Below are 24,007 nucleotides of genomic sequence, written 5' to 3'. Positions count from 1 at the left end.
CGGCGAGCATCTCTCTGGCAGTAGGGGACACGTCGACAGTAGCCCCTTTTCAATGATCGGTCGTGGGTTTCCACACGGTTATCCACACCTGTGGACAACAAAGCAGACCACCCCTGTAGTGGTCAGTGTGCGCATACCAGGAGATCACGTCGGATCACCTGTTCCGGGGGACCGGCTAGTCGGTGTCCGACCGCGATCGGCATCGGCCCGCGTGGGTGGTTCCGATGCATTCGCCCGGTGGAAACGGCATTCGCAGAAGCTAACAGTTTTTGTTCCGCCCCGCCAACCTATCCCGTGACATCGACGACAACTTTCGTAAAGGTGACAGACTGCTGTGCAGAGGGGATACGCGTGTGACGGTTGAGATCAGTTTGACCGGCGACGAGCAGGTCAGTACCCTCAAACAGTCGCCCGAACGTTGGCGGCACGGCCGCGACCCGCACGTCATCAGGGGTGAAACCCAAGATTCCGTAGGCACCGCGCCGGTGGCGAGTGAGCAGTACCAACGGACTGATGCGTCTCAGCACATTGCATGCGTCGTGAACGGACGGCGTGAGTGATGTCAGTTGAGCACGTGACGGACATAAAGGAGTAGTAACGGTGGCAAAGGGCAAGCGGACCTTCCAGCCAAACAATCGGCGTCGCGCGCGTACCCACGGTTTCCGGTTGCGCATGCGTACCCGCGCCGGGCGCGCAATCATTGCGGTCCGGCGCCGCAAGGGCCGCAAGGAACTGACCGCCTGAGTTTCGGGCGCAGGTAGGTAGTCGGTGTTACCGACTCGACACCGGATGACCAAATCATCCGAATTCCGGCAGACCGTCAAGCGTGGAGTGCGAACTGCCCACGCGGACTTGGTGATTCATCTGCAACGCGGCTGCGTGGGCTCCACTGCAGCTGACGTTGAGGGCCCCAAGGTCGGTTTGATCGTCGGTAAATCGGTTGGCGGCGCGGTAGTGCGCCACCGAGTGTCTCGTCGGCTCCGGCATGTTGCCGCAGAGGTGCTCCCCACACTTGAACCCGTGGACCGCATGGTGATCAGAGCGCTGCCCAGTAGCAGCACCGCACTCTCGGCGAGTCTGCGTCAGCAATTGCGAGATGGGGTCAATCGATCGGTGCGCCGGTTGGAACCCACACCAGAGCGGCAGCCATGAAAAGCCGCCCCGCACGCGCGGTGATCTTCCTGATTCGCCTGTATCAAACCTGGGTCTCGCCGATGCGACTGCCCAGTTGCCGGTTTATGCCGACCTGTAGCCAGTATGCGGTGGAGGCATTGAGTGTGCACGGACTGGTCCGCGGCGGCTGGTTGGCCACGATCCGTCTACTGAAGTGTGGGCCCTGGCACCACGGTGGATGGGATCCGATTCCTGAACGCCATACGAAGCACGAAGACGTAGAGCACGTGAGCGTGCGGAGGAGTACAGCGGATGTTTGATTGGTTCAGTCTCGGGTTCATCTACTACCCCGTCTCGGCGATCATGTGGGTTTGGTACAAGCTGTTCGCGTACCTGCTGGGTCCCAAGAACTTCTTCGCATGGGGGCTGTCGGTGATGTTCCTCGTTTTCACCCTCCGCGCGATCCTGTACAAGCCTTTCGTGCGGCAGATCCGGACCACCCGGCAGATGCAGGAACTGCAGCCACAGATCAAGGCCCTGCAGAAGAAGTACAAGAACGACCGCCAGCGCATGGCGCTGGAGATGCAGAAGCTACAGCGCGAGCATGGTTTCAATCCGATCCTGGGCTGCTTGCCGATGCTGGCGCAGATCCCGGTGTTCCTGGGTCTGTTCCATGTCTTGCGTTCGTTCAACAGAACCACCGGTGGCTTCGGCCAGGTGCACATGTCGGTGGAGGCGAACCGCGCCACGGGCAACTACATTTTCAGCGCGGGCGACGTGGCCAACTTCCTGGACGCGAACCTGTTCGGCGCACCGCTGGGCGCCACGATGATTCAGACGACGGGTCTTGACGCATTCACCGAATTCAATAGATGGGCTGTCGCGGGTGTCTCGATACCGTTGATGGTCATCGCTGGCGTCGCGACCTACTTCAACAGCCGCGCCTCCATTGCGCGACAGAGCCCCGAGGCCCAAGCCAACCCGCAGACCCAGATCATGAACCGACTGGCGCTGTACGTGTTCCCGCTCGGTGTGGTCGTGGGTGGTCCGTTCCTGCCGATCGCAATCATCCTGTACTGGGTGTCCAACAACATTTGGACTTTCGGTCAGCAGCACTACGTCTTCAACCACATCGCCAAGGAAGAAGAAGAGAAGAAGCAGGCGGATCTGGAGCGGCGGGCAGCCAATGCCCCGAAGCCGGGTGCCAAGCCGACGCGCGGCGGAAAGAACCAGCCGGCGAAACAAGCAGACGAGTCCGACAGCACCGAGATAGTGGAGTCAGCTGGTACGGACGAGGACACCGGGGGACAGGCTTCCCCGGACTCCACCAATGGATCAGGTACGACGAGCCGCACCCCGAAGCCGGGTGCTCGGCCCGATCGTCGCCGCAAGCGCTAACCGCCCGCGATTCTGCACGGGCGTGACAGAGGGAGAAGAACGATGACCGATCTGGACACTCAAGCCGAAGAGACCACAGCCGAGGTCGAGGCCGCACCTGAGGGTGAGACGCGCACGGTAGACCTCGAGGAACGTCTGGTTGCCGAGGGCGAGATTGCCGGCGACTATCTCGAGGAGCTCCTCGACGTACTCGACTTCGATGGCGACATCGACCTCGATGTCGAAGGAGACCGCGCGATTGTCAGCATCGACGGCGGCGGCGACTTGTCCAAGCTTGTTGGCCGCAAGGGCGAGGTGCTTGACGCGTTGCAGGAACTGACCCGGCTGGCGGTACAGCAGAAGTCCGGTGAGCGCAGCCGCCTGATGCTGGATATCGCAAACTGGCGGGGTCGTCGCCGCGACGAGCTGGCGGCGCTGGGCACCAAGATCGCCAAGCAGGTGCTGGAGTCCGGTGAGCGCGAGGAGCTCGCGCCGATGACTCCCTTCGAGCGCAAGATCGTGCACGACGCGGTTGCAGCGATCGACGGTGTGCACAGCGAGAGCGAGGGCGTGGAGCCGTCGCGCCGCGTCGTCGTGCTGCACGACTGATCGCAATAAATTCCATCCATGTAATTCAGTGGCCGCGCTCCGGGAGGAATGTTTCACGTGAAACACGGCGAGACCCTCCCGGTGCCGGAGGCCGCCGCCGAGGTCTTCGGCGAGCGGCTCCCCATCGCGGTTGACTACGTTGACGCCCTCGCGACGATTGGCGTAGAGCGGGGTCTGATCGGACCCCGCGAGGCCGATCGACTGTGGGAGCGCCACATCCTTAATAGCGCCGCGCTGGGGGAGTTACTCGTCGCGGGTGAGCGAGTGATCGATGTCGGCAGTGGCGCGGGTCTGCCGGGCATACCGTTGGGTATCGCACGCCCCGACGTCGATATCGTTCTCGTCGAGCCGATGCTGCGCCGCACAGACTTCCTCCGTGAAATGATCGAGCGGCTGGGACTCGCCAACGTGTCGGTGATGAGGGGCCGGGCAGAGGAGCCGAGTGTTGTCGCGGAGGTTGGCGGGGCGGATGCGGTCACGTCTCGGGCGGTCGCGGCACTGGACAAGATCGGCCGCTGGTCCCTTCCGCTGGCGCGGGTCGGTGGACGCATGTTGGCGATCAAAGGTGATCGCGCCGATGAAGAAGTGCAGCAGTACGGTAGTGCGCTGAGCCTGCTCGGCGCTGACGATGTGAGGGTGGTGCAGTGTGGCACGCGGTACCTCGATCCGCCCACCACGGTGGTGGTCGCGCGGCGGAAAGAATGCGACGGAGGCCGTGGACGGGGAAGCTCCCGCGGCGGCACGCGGAAGCGGACCCGATGAGCATCCGATCAAGGAGACGACAGTGACTAGCGACGATGTTTCACGTGAAACCGGCGCAACGGGTGACGGCCACCGATCGCCCGCGAACTTCGAGGAGTCGGAGACTCCGATCGGTGCAGCCGCTCAGCGCGCTACCCAGATCAAGCAAGGATCGGTCCGCCTACCGAAGCCGGCTCAGCGCCGGATGCTGACGATTGCCAACCAGAAGGGTGGTGTCGGCAAGACCACCACGGCAGTAAACCTCGCCGCTGCGATGGCGATGCAAGGCCTGAACGTTCTGGTGATCGATCTCGATCCACAGGGCAACGCAAGCACCGCATTGGGTGCCGATCATCGGGCGGGCACCCCGTCGTCGTATGAGGTGCTACTCGGTGAGATTCCGATCAAGGATGCAATCCAATCCAGCCCGCAGAGCGAGCACCTGTTCTGCGTTCCGGCGACGATCGACCTTGCCGGCGCCGAGATCGAATTGGTGTCGATGGTGGCTCGTGAAGGCCGGCTGCGAGGCGCGATCGCTGGGCTACCCGCCGACGCTTTCGACTTCGTGTTCATCGACTGCCCGCCCTCACTTGGCCTGTTGACAGTCAACGCACTCGTGGCGGCGAACGAGGTACTGATCCCGATCCAGTGTGAGTACTACGCGCTGGAGGGCGTCGGTCAGCTGCTGCGCAATATCGAACTCGTCCAGGCGCACCTGAATCCCGCGCTGCACGTGTCGACGATTCTGCTCACCATGTACGACGGCAGGACCAAGCTCGCCGACCAGGTGGCCGATGAGGTGCGCAGCCACTTCGGACCGAAGGTGTTGGGTTCCGTCATCCCGCGTAGCGTCAAGGTGTCAGAGGCTCCGGGGTACGGGACCAGCGTCCTCGAATACGACCCGGGTTCACGGGGAGCCCTGAGTTATCTGGATGCCGCACGCGAACTCGCGCAGCGGCCGAGCCCGTCGGCGAGTGAGACGCAGTGAGCGCCGCGCGCTACGGGAAGATGATCATGTGCGTAAAGCGGAAGCGAAAAGGGAGAAGTATCCGATGAGTCAGTCGCCTTCATCACGGCGTAAGGGCGGACTCGGCCGGGGCCTGGCATCCCTGATCCCGACCGCACCGGTGGATGGCTCGTCCGCCCCCGCGGGCCCGCGGCTGGGTGACGCGGCTGCCGATGTCGTCATCGGTGGCGGCCCAGCCGCTCCGGTTGCACCGGCCACCGATGCCGGCGCGGTGTACCGCGAGATCGCGGTGACGGCCATCAAGCCCAACCCCAAGCAGCCGCGCCAGGTGTTCGACGAGGAGGCGCTCGCGGAGTTGGTCCACTCGATCCGTGAGTTCGGCGTGATGCAGCCGATCGTGGTGCGTGCGGTCGAGGGCGGTGACTACCAACTGGTCATGGGGGAGCGGCGGTGGCGCGCTACCCAGGAGGCCGGCCTGGACACCATCCCGGCGATCGTCCGGGAGACGGCCGACGACAATCTGCTTCGAGACGCGCTGCTGGAGAACATCCATCGGGCACAGCTGAACCCCTTGGAAGAGGCGGCCGCGTACCAACAGCTTCTCGAAGAGTTCGACGTGACGCACGAGGAGTTGGCGTCCCGGATAGGTCGATCACGCCCGGTGATCTCCAACATGATCCGACTGCTGCGCCTACCCATCGCGGTACAGCGCAGGGTCGCGGCGGGTGTGCTGTCGGCCGGCCATGCGCGGGCGCTGCTCGCTCTCGAGGGTGGAGCCGAGGCGCAGGAGGAGCTCGCCGCACGGATCGTGGCGGAGGGCATGTCGGTGCGTGCTGCGGAGGAAGCGGTGACGCTGGCGAACCGTAGCGACGCCCCCAAACCGGCGCCGCGCCGCAAGCCGATTCAGATGCCGGGTCTGCAGGATGTCGCCGAGCGACTGTCGGGTACCTTCGACACCCGCGTGACGGTGAGCCTGGGCAAGCGCAAGGGAAAAATCGTCGTCGAGTTCGGCTCGGTAGAAGATTTGCAGCGAATTGTCGACATGATGTCCGGCGAAGCCACGTCCTAGCCCCACAAGGGAGAAACGTCACTGTGACGCGAAAACCCAGCGGACATGGCTTCTACGCGAAAATGCTTGGGAATTAAGAGGTTTCAGCTCCAAGGGGAAGTCATCGGCTCGGCAACGGCTCCGGGCATGGATTCCAGGCATCTCGGCAAGGTCGCCGGGTGCCAAACCAGAAATTTCGCATATCCTTGAAGGGTTGCCGGACGCCCGAGGCGTTCCGCGGACCATGTGGACCTGACGTGGAGGCGTACAAGACCAGTGTCGGCTCGGATCGTTCCTTTGCGGCTCGATGGTTTCGAGCAGCTGCCCAAGCACGCCCGGCGGTGTGTCTTCTGGGAAGTGGACCCCGCTACCGTCGGAGACAGCCAGCACCTGTCGGACCCAGAGTTCGAGAAGGAAGCATGGTTGTCGATGGTCATGCTCGAGTGGGGGTCATGCGGTCAGGTCGCAATCACCGGCCCGCAGTCCCGCCCCGCCACCGTGGGATACGCGTTGTATGCCCCACCCGGGGTGGTGCCTCGTGCGCGGCTGTTCCCGACGGCCCCAGTCAGCGCGGATGCAGTGCTGCTGACGTCCTTGGGTGTGGAGCCGGGGCATGAGTCAGACGGATTGCCGCACAGCATCGTCGCCAATGTGGTCGCCGAGTTGGTGCGCCGCGGTGTGCGTGCGCTGGAGGCGTTCGGCCGGACCAGTGAGGCTCTGAACTTCGGTGAAGGATCCTTGGCGCGGCATTCCGAAGCGGCAGATGTACTGGGGGAGTGCACCATCGAGCAATGCATGATCGATGTCGACTTCCTGAAGGACGTGGGTTTCACGGTGGTCGCACCGCACCAGCATTTCCCGCGACTGCGGTTGGAGCTTGACAGTGGGCTCGGGTGGAAGGCAGAGGTGGAGGCCGCGTTGGAGCGACTGCTGGAGTCCGTGCAGATTCCGCAACCTGCCGGGGCCGGTCCGGTGGTGGGTGCCGCGTTCTAGCGGCTGGGTTCATTGCCCGGCGAGGGGATCTACCCATTCAAATGCGGTGCCGCTCCGGCGGACGCCCTATCGGGAGATGTGCGGGGAAGTGGGCGGTCACCAGTTGCAGGCCCTCGTCGGCGCAGCGCGCGAGCAGTGCGCGACGGGCGGTGGTACCCATGGTCGGATCGGCATCCGCGAAAAAGGGCAGATCCGGAAACTGGGCCTGCATGGGGTGATGCAGCGCATCGCCGGAGATGATCACGCCGGTGCCCGGAGCGCTGATTTCGATGGCGAGGTGCCCGGGTGTGTGCCCGGCGGTGTCCAGAGTGGTGATGCGCGTGGAGCCGTGCGCGTGGATCTGATGACCCGGCGCGACGAAACGGTGCGGAGCGTGTTCGAGGACCGGAAGGACGCTGTCCTGATACACCCAGCCGCCACCCTCGGCCCATTCACCTTCTGAAGCTGATTCCCATTGTGTCGAATGTATTTCAGCTCAGTTGCGTGAAACAGGTACGTGGCGTTCGAAAAGGTGGGCTGCCAGGTGTCGTCGATGAGCCGGGTGTTCCATCCGCAATGGTCCAGATGGAGATGGGTATTGATGACGACGTCGATGTCTTCGGGATCGAATCCCGCGTGCTTGAGGTGAGTCAGGTAGTCGGTATCGAGCATGTGGAGATCTGGGAACAGGGGCCGGTTCTTGTGATTGCCCGAGCAGGTGTCGACCACCACGACTGTGTCGCCCAGCTCGATGAGGTAGTTGTGGATGGAGAAGATCAGATCGGCACCGTCTGCCGAGACGGCCGAGGGTGCATAGGCGGCTCGGGCGAACGCGAGCTGTTGCTCGCTGATGGCGGGATACCAATCGTGCGGTGGGATGGGCCACACGGCGAGTTCAGTGAGCTGTGTGACGGTCGCATCACCGACGGTGAATGTGTTCACAGCCGCCGGAAACGCTCACCGGGAGCGGCGTATTCCCGCTAGGGGGCGATCCCTCGGCAGACGAGGTCGGCGGTTGCGCGTACGCGTGATGCGAGAATGTCCTGATCGGGGTCGTGCCCGTAGCGGGCAAGTATTCCCAGCGGGATCCCCGCCACCGAATCAGCGACGGCCTCGACGTCGATACCCGGTCGGACGTAACCAGATTCGATTCCATCGCGCAGCAGGCCGGCGAGAACCGAAGCCCCGGCATCGAACACCTGGCAGAACTGCGCGGTCATCTCCGCATCCACGGCGGCACCCTGTTGCAGCATCAAGCGTGACAGCCGGGGATCTGCCACCACCATGCCGATGTAGGCAAGCCCGAGATTGACTGCAAAATCGTGGAATTCGTCCAGCGACGTAATGCGGCCGGGCAGCGTGTGACTGAGAGTTTCGACGGTGCGCTGGGTGGCGTGCTGAACCACGTGTTCGAGGATGTCGCGTTTGTTGGTGAAGTATCGATAGAACATCGAGTGGCCGGTGCCGAGCCGTTCCGCAATGTGCGCGATCGACGTCTGGTGGTACCCGCGCTCGGAGAATTCCGCGAGGGCAGCCTCCACTACCTCTTCCTTGACGAGCTCGCTGCGTCGAGCGCGCTGCCGGTCTGCCATGCGGATCTGCGGTTCCGCGGGGTCCTCCATGCGGCTGAGAATAGTCGACACCGCAGGCAAGGGGCGAGGCGTGTCGTCTTGCGGAATCAATTGTCTCAAAATGATTGACATATTCTCAAATCAGACATTAGTGTCCGAATGAACCGCTTGCCGACGGCGAAAGGACACTTGTGACGACACGATGGAGCGCGGGCGCGCAGTGGGGTCTACCGCCTGTCATTCACGGTGAGCCGTGGTGGGCATGGACCGTGGTCGCGATACTTGTTGCATGCCTGGCGTTTTCCCTGATCTGGGTGGGATGGATGACTCTGCGCAGGCACGAAGACGCATTGATGTACTGGTTGATCATGCTCAGCGGGGTCACGATCTTGCCGTACTTCGTCGAGCCGTGGCTCGACGTCATCGGTGCCACCACCTATATGACCAATGCCCTCCCTTACGTCACGATCGCCGACCGGCCCCTTCCGATCTTCGTCCCCCTAGTCTGGGTAGGTACGGCGCCGACCGCGCTACTCGTCTACGAGATGATCAAAAAAGGTTGGGCCGCTTGGACGCTCATCGTGTTCGCGTTGGTCTTCGGAATCGGTGAATGCATCGGTGAGATGGTCAACAGTCACTTCGGCCTGATGCGGTACTACAGCAACAACGCACTGGTCTACGGTGTGCCGTTGCCCAGCCTGGTGCAGAACGGCGGATTTCTGGTGATGATCGCCTGGGTACTGGCGGCGATCCGGCCGCATATGCGCGGATACCGTTGGGCGATAATCCCATTCGTTGCGCCGGGGGCGTATCTCGCGTACACCATCATCTGCACGCTGCCCAACTATTTCGCGATCCACCTGGGGCTCGGGCCCGAACCGTCGTGGGCGATAGCCATTCTGTGCACGGCCCTCAACCTCCTGGCTGTCGCCATCGTGGCGTACTCACCCACATGCCAGCGCTACCGCGATGCGGTCGGAGCCACGGTGTTGGGGCCGGTCCGTGGCGCGTCCTCCAAACAGCCGGTGCCGGCAGCGTAATCACACTTCTGGAAGGGAGCCCGATGAGCATGCCACAGCGGCCCACTGTCGAGAACACAGCCGATCTTTGTCCGTTCGATGCCTCCGTAGCCACCCAAACTCGAGGTCCCGCAACTGATTTGTTGTTGCCGCGTGAGCTGGCGGGAGATTGGGGGCCTCTGCCGATCAATCCAACGGTGCGCGAAGTCAACGCGATCGGTAGGCGACATGGAAAGTCCGCTCCCCACCGGCATGATCCATGGCGGATCACTCGCGCAGGCATACCCCTGGCGGCCAGCGCCGTCCGGGGTGTGGGGAGTCCGGCGCTCACTCCACCGGGCCCTGTTGGCAGGCCCTTCCTCGGTAGCGTCCCGGAGATGCGACGCGAACCCTTCGAGTTCTTCCGGCGCTGCGCCAATGAGTTCGGGGACATCTATAGCGTTCCATTTCCGTTGGGCGGCAGCATTGTTGTGGTCAACCACCCGGATTACGCCGGCCAGGTTATGGATGACCCTGTCGGTCGATACAGCATGATCGGACCGGGGCAGGCGGCGATGGGCATGATCGGTGCCGCAATTCCGATGCTGGAAGGGGACAAGTTCCGTCAACGACGGCGGATGCTCATGCCGATGTTCGGACGCCGGCACCTAGCACGGGTGGCAGAGGTGATCGCCGACGAATTCGTGATCCGAGTCGATGGATGGGCACGGTGGGTTGACACCGGTCAGGAGGTGGATTTGCAGCATGCCATCGCACAGGTGACCTTGCCCGCGTTCCTCCGCGCGATGTTCTCCTCGTCGATCACCGAGCAGGAGATCCACGAAACCGATGTCGACTTGCGAACTTTCATGTCTCTGATGGCGTCGGTGACACTGATGAGTCCGTTACCGAACCTGCTGCCGGTGCCTGGGCGCGACAGCGCGCCCAGGTCCATGTGGAGACTGTGGCGATTGACGAGACGGCTGATCAAGGAGCGTCGGAGGAACCCCATCGAGACTCCGGACCTGTTGAGCCTGTTGTTGGAGGCCACCTATGATGACGGAAGTCCTTTGTCGGAGCGGGATCTCAGTATGGAACTGATGATCTTGATGGCGGGTGGATACGAGACGGTGGTGGCGTCGTTGTCATGGACGCTCGCGCTACTGCTGGCACACCCGGACCACCTCGACCGACTGTACGCAGAGGTCGATGCATTGCACGGCGCAGTGCCGACGCCGGATGATCTACCGAAACTTCCTTGGGCGAAAGCGTGTTTCGATGAGGGGCAAAGGCTGCAGGGCCACCCGCTTAATCCTCGATTCGCGATGGAAGACGACGTGATAGGTGGGTACTTCATCCCGCGGTACACCATCGTCGGCCCGTCGTTGTACTCGATGCACCGCGATCCACGCTGGTGGGTGGACCCCGACACGTACGACCCGGACCGATTCATGGACCAGGCACTGGCCAGGGAGCGTCCGAGGCTGGCGTTCATGCCATTTGGCTCGGGCAGACACCACTGCCTCGGCACCGGTATGGCCTACATGAACGCGCAGTTCTTGCTTGCGATCATTTTCCAGAGATATCGGTTGATGCTTCCGCCGGGTTGGAAACCCAAGCACCACTTCAACTTCTCGGTGACGCTCGATGGTGGGCTGCCCGTTACGCTGACGAGGGCGTGACCATGGTCGGGGCCCACGCCGGGTTCACCGTGACCGTCGATCAGGATCTGTGCATGGGGTCCGGATACTGTGTTGCACAGCACCCGGAGTTGTTCTAGTGCGGATGCGGATGGCACCGCCGTACCGAGGGGCGCAGGGATGTTGAACGAGGACGAGCTGGCGAAGGCCGATGAGGCGGCGCACCTCTGTCCGGCGAGTGCGATCGAGGTGGTGGGCCGGGACTAGCTTCCGGCGGACAGCTCGTGCGCCAGCAGCTCGTCGAAAGTGAAGGTGCCGGTCGGCCTGTCGTTCTTGCCGAGCAGGTACACCCGCTTGACCGCGGCCAGAATCGACTCGGCGACCACGTCGCGGTAGTGCGCGGCGCTCAGAATGGAGACGTCGTTCGGCGAGGTGATGTATCCGATGTCCACCTGCACGGTGGGCATCCGGGTGAGGCGCAGCAGGTCCCACGTGCGGCCGTGCGCCCTGCAGTCACGTAATCCCGTGCGCGCGGCCACTTCTCGCTGAATAAAGTCGGCCAGCATGTGTCCGATGGTGGACACCGAGCCGTGCAGATTGCCGAAGTGGTAGGACGCGACGCCGCTGGCGGCCACCGTGGGCTGCGAGTCGAAACGCAGGCTGATCATCAGATCGGCACCCACATTGTTGGCATAGGTGGCGCGGTCGATATCGGTGGGGTTGTTCTGGATGGCGCGCGAGATGTAGGTGTCCATACCGATGGCGGTCATCCGCCCTTCGAGGCGACTGGCCAAGTCCCACAGGATGTCTGCTTCGCTGGTCGGGCCCTCGCGGCCTGGAACGATGACTCCACGGTCGGCGCCGCCGAGACCGGGATCGATCACGATGCGCTTGCCCGACAGCTGTGGGCCGGCGTTGCGGACGTGTTCGGTCTCGCGAATCGCGTGCGCAGATCCACCGGTGACGTGCCGACCCAGCAGCTGGAACGAGCGCAGAGTCTCGGGCCCACAGATGCCGTCCGCCGTCAGCCCGTACTCCCGCTGGTACGACATGAGCGAGTTGTAGGTCTGCAGCCCGAAGTTTCCGTCTACCAGGCCGGTGTAGAACCCGAGATCCTGCAGGCGCTTCTGCAGAGTCGCCACGTCGTCGCCGTACATGGGCGCGGAGAACTGGTGAAAAAGGGTGCGTGCCCCGAGCCGGTAGGAGGCTTCCTTGAGAGTGCGATAGGTCGCGGGTCCGACGAGGCCATCGACCAGCAAGCCGCGGCGCTGTTGGAACGCGCGCACGGCGTCATCCAAGGTCGCGTCAAAGTGATCGGGCATGACGTGCCGACCGGTCGCCAGCACCTCATCGGGATCCTCCAGGAACCCGAGTGCGGTGAGCACCTCGCGTACCTCGCTGACGGCGGGGCCTCGATCGCCGCGGCGAATGTTCGACGCGCCTGTCGTCATACTCCGCCTTTCGCAAGAAACCGCACTGTCACCAACCGGACACGGGCTGCCCGTCGTCGGGACGGCACTATTGTCTCAGATGCCTAGGCGATGAGAGAAACTCCCGGCCTTCTCAGCCGACCGGTGTCGAGCCGGTCAGACGACCCCGTCCAGCTCACGCAGCAACGCCGACTTGCTCTTGGCGCCGACGATCCGCTTGGTGGCCTCACCGTTCTGGAAGAGGATCAGCGTGGGGATCGACGTCACCTGGAAGGCGCGCGCGGTCTCGGGGTTGGCATCCACATCAAGCTTGGCGATGGTCAGCGTCTCGCCGTGGTCCTTGGCGATCTCCTCCAGCACCGGGGCCACCATCTTGCAGGGCCCACACCAGGTCGCCCAGAAATCCACCAACACGGGCTTATTGCTGGAGACGACGTCCTCCTGGAAGGAGTCGTCGGTGACGGTAACGGTTGCGTGGTCGCTCATGGATTCTCCTTGTGATGGGTGGCGGTGAGGCTAGGCCTCGACGAGGGTCTGGGAATGCGCCGTCTCGGCGAGCCAGCGCTCGGCGTCGATGGCTGCCGCACAACCACTTCCGGCGGCGGTGACGGCTTGTCGATACGTCCGGTCAACGAGGTCGCCCGCGGCGAACACGCCTTCCAGTGAGGTGTAGGTGCTTCTGTCGCGCACCAGCACGTATCCGTCTGGATCGACGTCGACGACATCCTTAACGAGTTCGCTACGCGGATCGTGCCCGACGGCGACGAACATGCCGGTGACGGGCAGCTGCGAGGCTTCCCCGGTCACCGTGTTCTCGAGCTTGAGCCCGATCACCGAGTCGGTGCCCTCGACCCCGAGGATCTTGGTGTTGGTCAGGACGTTGATCTTGGGGTCTGCGTACGCACGCTCCAGCATGATCTTGGACGCGCGGAACTCGTCGCGGCGATGGATGAGCGTCACACTGCGGGCAAACCGTGTGAGGAAAGTCGCCTCTTCCATCGCGGAATCGCCGCCGCCGATGACGGCGATGTCCTGGTCCTTGAAGAAGAAACCGTCGCAGGTGGCACAGGAGCTCACGCCCCGGCCCAGCAAGGTGTCCTCGCCCGGTACGCCCAGATACCGCGGAGCGGCGCCCATGGCCAGGATCACCGCGCGGGAACGAAAGACCTCGCCGCCCACGGTGACGGTCTTCACAGGGCCACGGAGGGACACCTCGTCGACATCCTCGGTGCGAAGATCGGCACCGAAGCGGATGGCCTGCTCACGCATCTGGTCCATCAGGTCGGGACCCATGATGCCCTCACGGAACCCCGGGTAGTTCTCGACCTCCGTGGTGGTCATGAGTGCACCGCCGAACTGGGTGCCCTCGAAAACGACCGGTTTCAGCTGGGCGCGGGCTGCGTAGACCGCCGCGGTGTATCCAGCGGGTCCTGAGCCGATGATGATGAGCTCATGGATGTCCGATTCGGACTCGGTCGATACAACCTCCGACATGCGGTTCCCTTCTGATCCGATCTGAGTGCCTGTTCCACATAAAGGCCGTGCGATTGCTGAAACAACAGCCTAGAGCGGGATGTTCCGCACGGGGCGGGCGGTGGGAGGTACAGGGGGCGGGCGGTGGGAGATACCCCGGGCTGGCGGCGTCCTAACGGCCGGGTGTCGCGCCGATCCGGGTCTGGGCCACCCGCTGCGGATCGGACTGGTTGCATCCGGGCCGCACGGCCACGGCCAACAGCTCGCCCGGCCGTTCGGCGGGTAGCACCATCAGCACCGCGGGACCGTCGACATCGAGAGTCTGCGCGCCGAGCACGGGCGTCGAGGCGGAGAAGCCGAGGCCGGTGAGGCAGGACGCGCGCCGCCCGGCATCCTCAAGATCGCCGAACGCGGGGGTACGGCCGACGAGCGCGGTGATCGCGTTCCCGGAGATCGGGAACGCGGTGTCACCCAGGGCGCTCTGCGCTGGTAGCTCCGGCGCCACGGGGGCGGCTGTCCTGGGTGCGATCTGTTGCGACAGCGAGGGACCTGCCACCGCGGGGGTGGTGTCGGAGGCGCGGTGGTTGTTCTGCGCGACCACGGTGATGGCGACGGCAACGCAGGCGGCCGCGGCCAACCCAGCGCTGGAGTATGCGATCCAGCGACGCTTTGCCGCGGGGCGACGGCGATGGTCCAGTGGAACCGGACCGGTCACCAGGTTGAGACGGGGGTCGGCGGGCCGAGCGGAATGCGCAGCTACCGTGGGCAACGTCGACCTGGCCGACTCGGCCTGCAACGCGGCAACGATGTCGTCGACGACGGACTCGGGCACATCGGGCGCGGGGCTCTCCATCCATGCCACCAGGTCGGCGCGTACGCGATCCAGGGCGGCCAGCGCCGTGCGTGCGTCCGGATCCTGCTCTGCCCGTTGCCGAAGTACCTCGGCGTCCCGGGCGTCATAGACGCCGGCTTGCAGGTCGGCCAGGACCTCGAGTGACAGCGGTACCTCGGCGAGGTTCACCATCTCGAGGTTACCTTCGCCTTCGGGACTGTCCGGAGGGCTGCTGACCATGTGAGTTCATTGTTCCCATATCCAGCTACCGCTGACCACGCCAGTTGCCCAATTGGTAGGCGGATCGTGACACGGTGGCACACGGCTAGTAGTCGATGGTTTCCGGTTCGACGGAGCCGGCTTTGTCGAGGTAATGCAGGGCCACTGCCAGGCGTGCGCGTGCTCGCGCACAGCGGCTCTTCACCGTGCCCTCGGGCACGCCGAGCAGCTCAGCGGCATCGGCCACCGAGTATCCCTGCATATCGACCGCGATGACTGCGGCGCGCTGCTCGGCGGGCAGCCGGAGCAGGGCCTTCTGAATGACGATCGAGGTATCGATGTTGGTCGAGGGGTCGTCGAGGGTGTAGACGTCCTCTTCGAGTTCGATCGGGATGTGTGCCTTGGTGCGGCGCAGACGGTCCAGACAGGCGTTCACGACAATGCGGTAAAGCCAGCTGGTGACGGCGGCGTCATTGCGGAAGTTCGCGGCTCCGCGGTGCGCCGACAGCATCGCCTCCTGGAGCGCATCGGCCGCATCCTCGGGGGTGCGACTGGTGGCCCGGGCGAGTCGGTAGAGCCGACGGTGGTGCCGGCGGAACAGCTGCTCGAAGGCCGAAGGGTCGCCGGCGACATGGGCAGCCAACAACTCGGCGTCCGAGTGCTGAGGAGTCGTGAGAACCCCCTGAACCATGCCCACACGCGCACAGTAATCAAAAACGGGGGGTGGCGTCGACCACAAGGCCGCCCCACAGCAAACTGTTATACAACTTTCAACAACCTGTAACGGCGATATACGTAACTGAACAACTTGAACCGCAGTTCAGTGGCCAAATTTGAGGTTGCCATCGGGTTTCAACTACCGCGAAAAATATAGGGGTAGAAATTGCGGAACCATACTGAATACCCTTCGATAACTGCTCGCCTGGCAGGCGATCCCGCAGCTAGGAAGCAGTTGAGACAGTGATTTCGCCGATCTCCGCATGGTGATCACCGTTGGTGGAACCGAGCTTGTTGATCCACACCAGCACATGAGAGACCTGCGAGCTGCTGGTGATCGGGATCGTTGTTTTGCCGGACTGCAACGTCGTGGTAGCGGAGATCTCCTTGGTGTCGTTGAAGGAGCCGGGTGTGGCCGAGTCGGCAGAACGAATCTGTACTTGCGTTCCGACACTGTGAGATTCGATCGTGACGCTGCTCAGCGCGCTGGCGGACTGCAGATCGAGCAGTAGGCCGACCCCTGGCTTGAAGAGCACCGGGAAGGGATCGGCATCGGTGTAGGTGTCGGTGGACCATGACGTGGACGCGTTGCCATCCACCGCCAGATTCGCCTTGCCGGGTTGATCGGCGTCGGGGCCCGGAGGGAACACGGTCGCCTGCACGATCTTGGCCGGGCTACCAGGCTTGGCGGTCTCACCGTTGGCGGACTGGGTGGGCAATCCGATGCCGATGTTGATCTTGTCCAAGGGGCCGACATCGCCGAAGATCCGCGTGACCCAGACGCCCAGCGCGATGCACAGCGAGATGACCAGGACACCGACCACGCCGAGCCCGATCAGGAAGATCTTCCGGTGTCGTGCCGCTTCCTCGGGGTCCTCGTCGTCGTCGACTTCGTCGTAGTCGTCATCGTCGGCGAGGTCCCGGGAATCCTGGAAACCCGGGGGGCGGCCGATGCTGAACGACTGCGTAGGTGCTGCGGCGGCAGGCTCCAGCATGGTGGTGTGATCGACGCTCGCGATCGCCGATTCCAGGCCGTCGAGCAGGTCGGCGGCAGAACCGGGATCGTCGCCGAGTGCGTGGGAGGCTACGTCCGAGATCTCTGCGGGGATGGTGGGAATGATGACGCGTGGCTCAACGGGGCGACCGTCGGGCGCGCGGTTGGCGCCGGGCAGCCCGCTTGGCTGACCGGTTTCGGCCAGCGGCCAGCGGCGCGTGGTGAGTGCGTACAGGGTGGCGCCGAGGCCATGGACGTCCTCGTCCGCACTGGCCGAGGAGAGTGTGGCGGGGAATGCGAGCACGGCGTCCCCGTCGATGCTGATACGTACGCGATCGGGATGGTCGATACTCAGCGCCGTCCCGGCCTCGAAGGCGGCGTCGGCAGCCTCGGCCAGAGAACGGACCGCCCGGCTGGCGCCCACGGCGGAGGGTTCGGTGTCGGCAACCTCGCGCAGCGAACCTCCGCGGACCCACTGCGCGACGATGATGCCGCCGGTCCCTTCGCGTACGGCGTCCAGCACACGCGCCAGGCCCGATGATCCAATCTTACTGAGCCGCAAGGTATTCGACAGAATGTCCTGCACCTGATCGGAGGTGAAGGTGGCGCCGTCGATGATGGTGAGCGCTACCGGCCGATTCAGCTCGGTATCGGTGGCCTGCCAGAACTGCAGCCCGTCCGGGCCTCCGTGCGAGGTGAGCAGACGGTAACGGCCGTCCGCGATGCTGGCACCCGGCATTACGGAGGTGGGGACCGCGCCCCCGGAGGGGGACTCGGTGGAAACAGACCGGGTCGATGACCCCGGGGTGTCTGTCACGGCCCTGCCCTTTCTCGTATCAGCGCCGCCCCCGTGCACTGATTTGTTTGCGGTTGTCAGGCCGACAGCGTCGCCGCTGCCGACTCGATCACCCGAATCAGGGTACGGCAGGGATGGCGGTGGGGAGTTGCCGATGACCGAAGCGTGATCTTGGATGCCGATGCCGATGCCGATGCCGATGCCGATGCCGAGCCGGCTGCCCAGGCGACGCTGCAGCAGCGAGACGATGCTCAGTGCCTCGGGAAGCTTGACCGCCACCATGACCGCGAAGGTGATGGTGAGCATCACGGTGCCGAGGATGACCAGCCGCAGAACTGAGCCGAGGCCGCCGCCTGCCCGGGTGAGCAGATCCAGGTCGAACCCACGGTCGATGCCGAGGCCGACTACCGCCGCGATACCCGAGGCGGCAAGGCTGAGCAGCACCGTACGGACCACGCCCGGACCGATGAGCGGTCCGGCCGCGCGCCCGATGCTTCGGCGCAACAGCAGATATCCGCACACGGCGCCCGCCACGAACCCGAGACCGTTGGCGGCACCGAGATAACCGGCGACCAGGCTGGGATCGTCGGTGAGGTACGGGGCGATCACCGAACAGACAATCTTCACCGCGGTGATCACGATGATGATCAGGGTGGGCGTCCATGCCTCGTGGCGCGCATAGAACACCCGAAGCTGAAGCAGCACAAGGGCATACGCGATGAGGGTGAAGGAGGAAAGCGAGATCGAGAGCCCGAGGTAGTGAGCGTCACCGAGGGTGAAGTGCCCGTATGCGGAGAGCGCCGGACCCATCGCCGGACCGGCGACGGTCATCACCGCAACCACCGGGATCAGGACGACCATCGTCAGCCGGGTGGCCAGAGATATGTCGCCCACCACCGCGGAGGTGTCGTCGGCGGCGGCGTTGCGGCTGAGCCGAGGCATGATCGCGGTCAGGATGGTCACGCCGACGACCCCGTAGGGCAGCTGCAGGATCATCCAGGTCTGGTTGTAGATGATGGGACCGGAATCGGCTGCGCCGGCGGCGATCCGGTTGGTGATGACGAACCCGAGCTGGCTGATCGCCACGTACGCGAACATGGCCGCGGCCATACCGGCGAACTGTTTGAGCCGGTCGTCAACCCCCCACAGGGGTCGCATGGGGATCCGCTGGCGGCGGATGGCGGGAATCAGCACCATCGCCTGAGTCACCACGCCGAGCGTGGTGCCGATACCCAGCACCAGGAGTTTGGGATCGCTCATCCGGGTTGGATCCAGGGTGAGTTCCCCGGGCATCAGCCAATACAGAATCAGTGCGGCGATCGCGACAACGTTGTTCCACACCGGAGCCCACGCGGGTGGGCCGAATACGTTGCGGGTGTTCAGGATCGCCATGAACACCGAGGACAGCCCGTAGAACAGGATCTGCGGGAGCAGTAGATACGCCAGTGCGGTGGTCAGCGGTGTGCTGACCTTCGGTGCGGTGCCGAGTAGGAGCGCGGCCAGCAATGGTGCGGCCAGCACCGACAACACCGTCGTGACCAACAACACCGATGTGGAGATGGTCAGCAGCTTGCGGATGAATGCCTCACCGCCGTCGGCGTCTTCCCGCTCGGCGCGGGTGAGCACGGGGATGAATATGGCGGTGAAGGTGGCCTCGAGCACCAGCGCGGCAATGATGTTGGGCAGCTGGTTGGCGGTCGAGAATGCACTTGCGGACGCGGCACCGAGCGCGGCGGTGATCAACAGCAGCTTGATGAATCCGGTGATCCGGCTGACCAGGGTGGCCACCGCCATCGATCCGGAATGCGCTACGACCGCCGCGTCCGAGAGCTCTTCGATCGTGTCGTCGGATTCCGGATCGGGTAGCGGGTCCAGCGGCTTTCTCACGGCTGCCACGGGGTGCCCTTCCCGTCGGCGGAAACCTCATCCTCGCGGTCGAGATCGGCGCGGTCGGGCTGGCCGCGGAACCGATGCCATAGGCGCCGGCCCGTCAACGCGAAGAGCACCGTGGCTGCGCTGATGGTGATGAAGAACAGCGGCTTTCCGTAGGCGTTGGAGTGCACCGACAGACGTACCGGATCACCCAATGGCAGGCCATCGGGGGTATGCAGCGTTACGTCGACAGCCATGCGCTGGGAGACGTTGACCTCCACCGGCACCTTCACCGGCAGGAACCCCGGCGGAATCTCTTGCACGCCAACATCTGTGGCACTCATACCGGCGGGCGTTTCGACGCGGAGAGCGACCCGGATCGGCACGGGAAGCTCATTGCGCAGCACCAGCGGCAGCGGGCTGTGTTCGGTGGCCAGTGTGTAGGAACCACCCGGATTGACGACGGTGACGGCGTTGAACAGGTCACCGACAGTGCGGCGGATGGCCGACAGCCGTTCCTGGGCGGTGTCGTCGCGAGCGTCGGGCGGAACGCTCTGGCTCACGGCGCGTAGGGCGTCCTGGCGCAACGGATCGGTGTACTGGACACCGGTGAGGCCGGTGCGGGCGTCCACGGTCAGCGCTGCGGTGAGTCCCCACAGCCGCCGGACCTCGTCGCCCAGCCCGAGCGATACCCCGTCGTCCCCGGCGCCCGGCGAATCCACCCCGAACGCGGTGTCCACCGGGTTGGCCTGGGCGCCGGCGCGCGCCTCGCCGATCACGGTGGGCAGCGGTCGCGGTATCGCGAGTCCGGCGTGCAGAAGCGTGGATGTGGTGGACAGGATGGCGCGGGCCTCGCCGTCGGACAGATCCCAGGTGGCGTCCGGCAGCAGAATCGTCTGGCGGGGAGTCTGCTGGGGAGTCAGCGCCTGCCAGGCCATCGCGCCGAGGGCGTCCTGCATCCGCGCTACGCGCGAATCATGTTGCAGGGTAAAGCGAAGCGACCGGGGTACGTACTCGGGCGTGGTGGGGGCGCGTCCGGCGGCGCTGAGCGCGGCGCCCACCGACGGGTCGAAAGGTGCCGCCACGACGGTGTCGGACACCCGGCGCGGGTTGAAGTCCGGTGGTGTCTCCTGATCTGCGGGCAGGGCCGACACTGCCACGGTAGGACCCTGTCCGGTGAGCAGATCTATGCCCGCCTTCGACAGATGACCGTCGCCGAGAAGGGTGGCACCGCGCAGGCTGTTGATTCCTAGAATCTGGTCGAGCACATCTGCGGTGCCGGTGGTGGCCTGATGGGCCAGACCCTCATCGGCCATCTGAGCCACAGCATCCAGCCCGGCCTGTGCATACGGCAGCGGCGTGACGCACGTGCGCTTGGCCAACGCGCGCAGCCTCTCGAGCCAGGCCGCCGCGAGCCCCTGTCCGGTGCCGGGGTGCACCGGACCGGCGGGATCGGCGGAGTTGTCGAGAACCTGGTACCCGAGGGTCATCTCGTTGACCGTCACCAGCAGATCGGGGTCGACAGCCAGGCAGACCGTGCGGGCCAGATCTGCCTTGGGGTCGACGACCGCCTCGGTCGCGAACTCCAGGGCACCCAGCAGCGCATCCAACCGGCCTCCGGGTGACAGGGAACGTTCGAGCTGATCGTCGAGTAGCCGCACCGGCGCCGGCCCACCGGGCTGACCGGGCGCCAGCCGCGGGCGGTCGGCCAACGGCCACAACAGCGTCAAACCCACGGGGCGAGAGGTGTCGGGTGCGACCTCGGGTTCGGAGGGAGCACCGGCGGGGGGCGGAACTCCGAGAACCGGGAGCAGGAAGCGCGCGTCATCGAGCCGGGCAGCTGCCCCGTAGTCGGGGGTGCCGTTGACGTTCACCAGGGCTGGATACACCCCGGGCGTGGAGATGTTCCAGGTTGGTCCGGTGCCGCCGCGCAGCGGGAAGGCGAGCGTGAAGGGACGCTGCTGACCCTGCTCGAGAGTGCCTGCGAGAGTGACGAAATCACCGATGGGCTGGTACTGGTCGTGGCGGCCGTGAAGATTGGCGCGTAACTCGGCACTGGTCGCGACCGCCTCGGCGCGCTCTAGCCGCACGACCACGTCGGTCACCGGGCGATCGCCGACGTTGACCACCGTTCCCCGCACCGTCACGGTCGAATCGACGGTGGTGACGGTTTGTGGGGTCACCTCGTCAAGGACGACCTTGAGGAACTGCCCGTCCCGATAGGCATGGGCGCGCGGTGTGGCCCAGGGAGCGCCCAGCAGGACAAGTGCGAGGACGGCGAGTGCCGCCGCCACACGCGTCGCGTTGCGAAGCGTGATTCGAGTCATTGCTGTGGTCCACGCCCGGTTCGTCGGCCCGGTGTCCTATGGGTGCTGGAGTGCGTCTGTGGGCGGCGTCTCGGGGTGGACGGAGGCAACGGGGGCAGTGATTCGGGCCCGTCGTTGTGCAGCTTGTCGATGAGGTCGCCGGCCACTTGGGCCAGCCGACGCTCATCGGCGTACGCCAGCCGGGTGGGCAGCTCCCCGAGGGGGACCCAGGCGACCTCGGTGACTTCGACATCGTCATCGGAGAGCTCTCCGCCCAGCGAGCGCATCAGATAGTGGTGGACGGTCTTGTGTACGCGGCGGCCTTCGGTGACGAACCAGTAGTCGATGCTGCCGAGTGCGGCCAGCACGCTTCCGCGGATACCGGTCTCCTCGGCGACCTCGCGGATGGCGGTCTGCTCGGCGGTCTCGCCCTGCTCGATGTGACCCTTGGGCAGTGACCACAACATTCGGCCACGCCGGTCGGTCCGTCCGATGAGGGCGGCCACCTGGCCGTCCTTGGGGCCGTCGATGCCGGCGATGACCAGGCCACCTGCGGAGGTCTCACGGACGGTGCGCAACGAGGTTCCGGCGGCGCCGCCCTTCGCGCGCCCGCGTCCGCGGCCTTTTGCACCCGCAGCACCGGTTCCGTTGGTTCCGTGAGGAGCGCCTGCGGCCGGGGAGGCCGCCGGAGTGCTAGCGCCTTGTGCCCGGCCCTGCGATCGGTTGCGCCGACCGCGTCGCGACCCCCTGCCCCGCGCTGAGGCGGGGTCCGAGCCGGGTTCATCCGACGACCCACCCGTGCGGGAACCGCCGGAGGAGTCAGACACCCATGTGATAGTAGTTCCCGCTACTGAGAGCCCCCGCGATACGCGCCGGTAGGCTGCCCGACGTGCCCGAATCGATACCGTCCGCCGAGCTGCTGGCCACCGCCGCAGTGACCCTGAACCGGCACAAGAAGATGCTGTCGGAGTTGGGTGCACTCTTCGATTCGGCAGGTTTTGACCTGTATCTGGTGGGCGGTACCGTCCGCGACGCCCTGTTGGGCAAGTTGGGCACTGATCTGGACTTCACCACCGATGCCCGTCCTGAGCAGGTGCAGGAATTGGTGGCCGGCTGGGCCGAGGCCACCTGGGACGCCGGTATCGCCTTCGGCACCCTCGGTGTGGTGCGCAAGGGGCAGCGGGTGGAAATCACCACATACCGCAGCGATAGCTATGACCAGCAGTCGCGCAACCCCGAAGTGGTGTTCGGCGACAGCCTCGAGGGTGATCTGGTGCGCAGGGATTTCACCGTCAACGCGATGGCGGTGAAAATCGGGCCGGACGGGCCGGGAGAGTTCTGCGATCCGCTGAACGGACTGGAGGCCCTGCGTGCCGGGGTGCTGGACACCCCGTCTGCTCCGGAGATCTCTTTCGGTGACGATCCGTTGCGCATGCTGCGCGCCGCCCGCTTCGTATCTCAGCTGGGTTTCACGGTGGCGCCCCGGGTGTTGAAGGCGCTGGATGCGATGGCCGGCCAGTTGGGTCGGATCACCGCTGAGCGGGTGCAGGTGGAGCTGGACAAGATGATCGTGGGCGCCAATCCGGTCGCCGGAATCGATCTGCTGGTGGAGAGCGGTCTTGGCGCGGTCGTGCTGCCCGAGGTCGGTGAGATGCAGCTGACCATCGATGAGCATCACCAGCACAAGGACGTCTACCGGCACTCGTTGACGGTGTTGGAGCAGGCGATCGACCTCGAGGATGACGGCCCCGATCTGGTGTTGAGGTGGGCGGCGCTGCTGCACGACATCGGCAAGCCGGCCACCCGTCGGCATGAGGACGGCGGCGGGGTGAGCTTTCACCACCATGAGGTTGTCGGGGCCAAGATGGTGCGCAAGCGGATGCGTGCCCTCAAGTACTCCAAGCAGATGGTCGACGACGTGTCGCAGCTGGTGTATCTGCATTTACGGTTCCACGGCTATGGGGATGGCAAGTGGACCGATTCGGCGGTGCGCCGGTATGTCACCGATGCCGGCCCGATGTTGCCGCTGCTGCACAAGCTGGTGCGCGCGGACTGCACCACGCGGAACAAGCGGCGAGCGGCCCGGCTGCAGGCGAACTATGACGGGCTTGAGGAGCGCATCGCCGAACTGACCGCCAAGGAGGATCTGGCGCGGGTGCGGCCCGACCTCGACGGCAACGAGATCATGGAGCTGTTGGGCGTTCCGGCCGGGCCGATCATCGGGCAGGCGTGGCGGTTCCTGAAAGAGCTACGGCTGGAGCGGGGACCGCTCGATCACGACGAGGCGGTTGAGGCGCTGCGCGAATGGTGGGCGAGCCGTGCCTGAGCGCGC

General features: G+C 64.9%; 21 protein-coding genes and 3 pseudogenes. 13 read left to right on the top strand and 11 right to left on the bottom strand.

Features of this window, described 5'->3' with window-relative positions; genetic code table 11:
• Positions 1-122: 122 nt before the first annotated feature.
• Positions 123-527, bottom strand: a pseudogene (locus MSTE_RS24845) (hypothetical protein).
• 73 nt (positions 528-600) lie between these two features.
• Between MSTE_RS24845 and rpmH the strand changes: the two are divergent.
• The 9 genes from rpmH (at position 601) to MSTE_RS24800 (ending at position 6,848) form a co-directional block, all read left to right on the top strand.
• Entirely contained in the window at positions 601-744 is a 144-nt protein-coding gene (gene rpmH, locus MSTE_RS24840) for a 50S ribosomal protein L34 (protein WP_030097696.1), read from the top strand.
• Positions 745-768: 24 nt separating this feature from the next.
• Positions 769-1,152 carry a ribonuclease P protein component gene (rnpA, locus tag MSTE_RS24835; protein ID WP_096505235.1) on the top strand — a complete coding sequence of 128 codons (384 nt, stop codon included), beginning with the start codon at positions 769-771 and terminating at the stop codon, positions 1,150-1,152.
• Positions 1,149-1,433 carry a membrane protein insertion efficiency factor YidD gene (gene yidD, locus MSTE_RS24830; RefSeq protein WP_096505233.1) on the top strand — a complete coding sequence of 95 codons (285 nt, stop codon included), beginning with the start codon at positions 1,149-1,151 and terminating at the stop codon, positions 1,431-1,433. The genes rnpA and yidD overlap by 4 nt, the downstream gene beginning before the upstream one ends.
• The gene (gene yidC, locus MSTE_RS24825; RefSeq protein ID WP_096505232.1) at positions 1,426-2,511 is read left to right on the top strand and encodes a membrane protein insertase YidC; all 1,086 of its coding nucleotides are present in this window, start codon (positions 1,426-1,428) and stop codon (positions 2,509-2,511) included. The genes yidD and yidC overlap by 8 nt, the downstream gene beginning before the upstream one ends.
• Before the next feature lie 42 nt (positions 2,512-2,553).
• Positions 2,554-3,099, top strand: a complete 546-nt coding sequence (locus MSTE_RS24820) for a Jag family protein (RefSeq protein ID WP_096505230.1) — start codon at positions 2,554-2,556, stop codon at positions 3,097-3,099.
• A gap of 48 nt (positions 3,100-3,147) precedes the next feature.
• Entirely contained in the window at positions 3,148-3,861 is a 714-nt protein-coding gene (rsmG, locus tag MSTE_RS24815) for a 16S rRNA (guanine(527)-N(7))-methyltransferase RsmG (RefSeq protein WP_162291520.1), read from the top strand.
• A 22-nt stretch (positions 3,862-3,883) separates the two neighbouring features.
• Entirely contained in the window at positions 3,884-4,828 is a 945-nt protein-coding gene (locus tag MSTE_RS24810; protein ID WP_096506373.1) for a ParA family protein, read from the top strand.
• Positions 4,829-4,892: 64 nt separating this feature from the next.
• A complete protein-coding gene (locus MSTE_RS24805) occupies positions 4,893-5,876 on the top strand; it encodes a ParB/RepB/Spo0J family partition protein (RefSeq protein ID WP_096505228.1) in 984 nt (327 codons plus the stop codon).
• Between the two features lie 255 nt (positions 5,877-6,131).
• The gene (locus tag MSTE_RS24800) at positions 6,132-6,848 is read left to right on the top strand and encodes an acetyltransferase (protein ID WP_096505226.1); all 717 of its coding nucleotides are present in this window, start codon (positions 6,132-6,134) and stop codon (positions 6,846-6,848) included.
• Between the two features lie 9 nt (positions 6,849-6,857).
• Here MSTE_RS24800 and MSTE_RS24795 read toward each other — a convergent pair.
• Together MSTE_RS24795 and MSTE_RS24790 are read right to left on the bottom strand one after the other, a co-directional pair.
• Positions 6,858-7,769: pseudogene (locus MSTE_RS24795) on the bottom strand (MBL fold metallo-hydrolase).
• A gap of 38 nt (positions 7,770-7,807) precedes the next feature.
• Positions 7,808-8,449 (bottom strand): TetR/AcrR family transcriptional regulator, encoded by a 642-nt coding sequence (locus MSTE_RS24790; RefSeq protein ID WP_096505224.1) that lies wholly within the window; start codon positions 8,447-8,449, stop codon positions 7,808-7,810.
• Between the two features lie 140 nt (positions 8,450-8,589).
• Here MSTE_RS24790 and MSTE_RS24785 point away from each other — a divergent pair, with 140 nt between their 5' ends.
• From MSTE_RS24785 to MSTE_RS25775, 3 genes and pseudogenes are all read left to right on the top strand, one after another.
• Positions 8,590-9,438 (top strand): hypothetical protein, encoded by an 849-nt coding sequence (locus MSTE_RS24785; protein WP_096505222.1) that lies wholly within the window; start codon positions 8,590-8,592, stop codon positions 9,436-9,438.
• Between the two features lie 176 nt (positions 9,439-9,614).
• On the top strand, positions 9,615-11,078 hold the full coding sequence (locus MSTE_RS24780) for a cytochrome P450 (RefSeq protein ID WP_269458251.1): 1,464 nt from the start codon (positions 9,615-9,617) through the stop codon (positions 11,076-11,078).
• A gap of 2 nt (positions 11,079-11,080) precedes the next feature.
• Positions 11,081-11,303: pseudogene (locus MSTE_RS25775) on the top strand (ferredoxin).
• Here the strand turns inward: MSTE_RS25775 and MSTE_RS24770 are convergent.
• From MSTE_RS24770 to MSTE_RS24735, 8 genes are all read right to left on the bottom strand, one after another.
• Positions 11,300-12,487, bottom strand: a complete 1,188-nt coding sequence (locus MSTE_RS24770) for an N-acetylmuramoyl-L-alanine amidase (RefSeq protein ID WP_096505218.1) — start codon at positions 12,485-12,487, stop codon at positions 11,300-11,302. The pseudogene MSTE_RS25775 and the gene MSTE_RS24770 overlap by 4 nt on opposite strands.
• Positions 12,488-12,622: 135 nt before the next feature.
• Complete coding sequence (gene trxA, locus MSTE_RS24765) at positions 12,623-12,952, bottom strand: thioredoxin (protein ID WP_046255384.1); 330 nt, start codon at positions 12,950-12,952, stop codon at positions 12,623-12,625.
• Positions 12,953-12,982: 30 nt separating this feature from the next.
• Positions 12,983-13,960 (bottom strand): thioredoxin-disulfide reductase, encoded by a 978-nt coding sequence (gene trxB / locus MSTE_RS24760; RefSeq protein WP_096505216.1) that lies wholly within the window; start codon positions 13,958-13,960, stop codon positions 12,983-12,985.
• 151 nt (positions 13,961-14,111) lie between these two features.
• Positions 14,112-15,011 carry a hypothetical protein gene (locus tag MSTE_RS24755; protein ID WP_096505214.1) on the bottom strand — a complete coding sequence of 300 codons (900 nt, stop codon included), beginning with the start codon at positions 15,009-15,011 and terminating at the stop codon, positions 14,112-14,114.
• Between the two features lie 85 nt (positions 15,012-15,096).
• Entirely contained in the window at positions 15,097-15,681 is a 585-nt protein-coding gene (gene sigM / locus MSTE_RS24750) for an RNA polymerase sigma factor SigM (RefSeq protein ID WP_078298210.1), read from the bottom strand.
• Positions 15,682-15,931: 250 nt separating this feature from the next.
• Positions 15,932-19,393: a murein biosynthesis integral membrane protein MurJ gene (locus tag MSTE_RS24745; RefSeq protein WP_162291519.1), complete on the bottom strand. Its 3,462-nt coding sequence runs from the start codon at positions 19,391-19,393 to the stop codon at positions 15,932-15,934.
• A complete protein-coding gene (locus MSTE_RS24740; RefSeq protein WP_096505212.1) occupies positions 19,381-21,696 on the bottom strand; it encodes a DUF6049 family protein in 2,316 nt (771 codons plus the stop codon). The genes MSTE_RS24745 and MSTE_RS24740 overlap by 13 nt, the downstream gene beginning before the upstream one ends.
• A complete protein-coding gene (locus MSTE_RS24735; RefSeq protein WP_096505210.1) occupies positions 21,693-22,502 on the bottom strand; it encodes an NUDIX hydrolase in 810 nt (269 codons plus the stop codon). The genes MSTE_RS24740 and MSTE_RS24735 overlap by 4 nt, the downstream gene beginning before the upstream one ends.
• Positions 22,503-22,564: 62 nt before the next feature.
• Between MSTE_RS24735 and MSTE_RS24730 the strand changes: the two genes are divergently transcribed.
• Positions 22,565-24,001 (top strand): CCA tRNA nucleotidyltransferase, encoded by a 1,437-nt coding sequence (locus MSTE_RS24730; protein ID WP_096505208.1) that lies wholly within the window; start codon positions 22,565-22,567, stop codon positions 23,999-24,001.
• The last annotated feature ends 6 nt before the right edge of the window (positions 24,002-24,007 follow it).

The organism is [Mycobacterium] stephanolepidis (genome assembly GCF_002356335.1).
Lineage (GTDB): Bacteria > Actinomycetota > Actinomycetes > Mycobacteriales > Mycobacteriaceae > Mycobacterium > Mycobacterium stephanolepidis.
This window is presented reverse-complemented; position numbering and strand designations above follow the sequence as displayed.